The following is a 1,597-nucleotide window of genomic DNA, read 5'->3' as shown; positions in this document are numbered from 1 at the left end:
GTCTTGTCCGCGCCGATTGCGAAAGAAGCGCCGTCGAAGATCAGCTCGTCCTGGCCGCCCAGTTGGTTGGCGTAGATCATCGGCAGGCCGGTTTCGATGACCTGGCGGATGACGACCTGATGGCGGACGTCGATCTTGGCGCGATAGTAGGGTGAGCCGTTCGGCACCAGCAGGATCTCGGCGCCGCTTTCGGCCAGCGTCTCGCAGACGGCGACCTCGCCCCAGATGTCCTCGCAGATCGGAATGCCGATGCGCACGCCGCGGAAGTTGACCGGCCCCTGCAGTTCCGGCCCGGCCTGGAAGACGCGCTTTTCGTCGAACTCCCCATAGTTCGGCAGGTCGAGCTTGTAGCGTTCGGCCAGGATCTTGCCGCCATCGGCGACGATGATCGAATTGTGCGTGCCGCTCTTGCGCTTCAAGGGCGTGCCGATGATGACGCCGGGACCGCCATCCGCAGTGTCCTTGGCGAAATCTTCCGCGGCCTTTTCACAAGCCTTCAGAAAAGCGGGCTTCAGCACCAGGTCTTCCGGCGGATAGCCGGCGAGGAAGAGCTCGGTGTAGAGCACGAGATCGGCGCCCTGCCGGGCCGCATCCGCCCTCGCCTCGCGCGCCTTGGCAAGATTGCCGGCGACGTCACCGACGGTCGGGTTGAGCTGGGCGATGGCGATGCGCAGGATGTCGGGCTTCTTGGTCATGCAGTGGGTTTAGCGTGGCCGAAATCGCCGGGCAATGGCGATTGCTTGTACCAAATAGGATCGATCGACGGATGTTGATCGTATCCCGATCGATCGATTTCGACCGCGAGATTTCGCCGACCCAAGCCTAGTCGTTCATATACTCGCTCAGCGCTTCCACGGAGCGGTTCTCGCCGATCGACAGCGCCAGGATGCGCGAGATGTGCCGGCGCGGCAGGCCGGTTTCAGCCGACCATTGATTGATCTGCGCCTGGATCTTGTCGAGGTCCCGCTTCGAGGTCGGGTTCTCGGCGATGTCGATGCCGGCATCGCGAAGTGCCGCCGCCATGTCGGCCGAGACGACGAAGGTGTCCCACTCCAGCCAGCGCAGGAAGTACTGGCCGGTGTTGCCGCCCAGCCGGCTGCCGTGCTTGCCGAGATAGGCCGTCAGCCCGACCTGGTCGTCGGCCGGCCAGGCGGCGAGGAATTTGCCGAAGCCGCCATGCTCCTTCGACACGCGCTCGACGAAGGCGGCGTTGTCGCGGACGGCCTTGATCTTCTGCGGATTGCGCACGATGCGCTTGTCGGAGGCGAGTTCATGCCAGAAATCGTCGGGCTGGAACAGCAAGCGCTTCGGCTCGAAACCGAGGAACGCCTCCTCGAAACCCGGCCACTTCTGTTCGATGACGCGCCAGACGAAACCGGCGGCGAAAATCCGCTCGGCCATCGTCGACAGGATGCGGTCATCCGTGACCTTAGCCACGGCCTTATTGTCCGGCAGCGGCCCGAGCAGCGACGCCAGCGCCGCTTCGCCGCCCTTGCGCTTTGCCGCACGGGCGCGGATTCTTTGAAAGTCAGCCATTTGGTTCCTCGCAAGTCGCGTCAATCTACCACTTCCCGTTCGAACCGGCAGCCTCTACCTC

Annotated in this window: 2 protein-coding genes; both read right to left on the bottom strand. The window is 63.8% G+C overall.

Annotated features, from left to right (window positions below; genetic code table 11):
• The coding region (locus tag EN742_RS34495) for a nitrilase-related carbon-nitrogen hydrolase (RefSeq protein ID WP_281035041.1) at positions 1-695 on the bottom strand (695 nt) is incomplete at its 3' end.
• Between the two features lie 127 nt (positions 696-822).
• Complete coding sequence (locus tag EN742_RS34490) at positions 823-1,536, bottom strand: DNA-3-methyladenine glycosylase I (RefSeq protein WP_127406852.1); 714 nt, start codon at positions 1,534-1,536, stop codon at positions 823-825.
• Between the last annotated feature and the right edge of the window lie 61 nt (positions 1,537-1,597).

The sequence above is a fragment of the Mesorhizobium sp. M4A.F.Ca.ET.020.02.1.1 genome, assembly GCF_004022645.1.
Lineage (GTDB): Bacteria > Pseudomonadota > Alphaproteobacteria > Rhizobiales > Rhizobiaceae > Mesorhizobium.
Note: the sequence above shows the minus strand (reverse complement) of the source record. Positions and strands in the feature narration are given on the sequence as shown.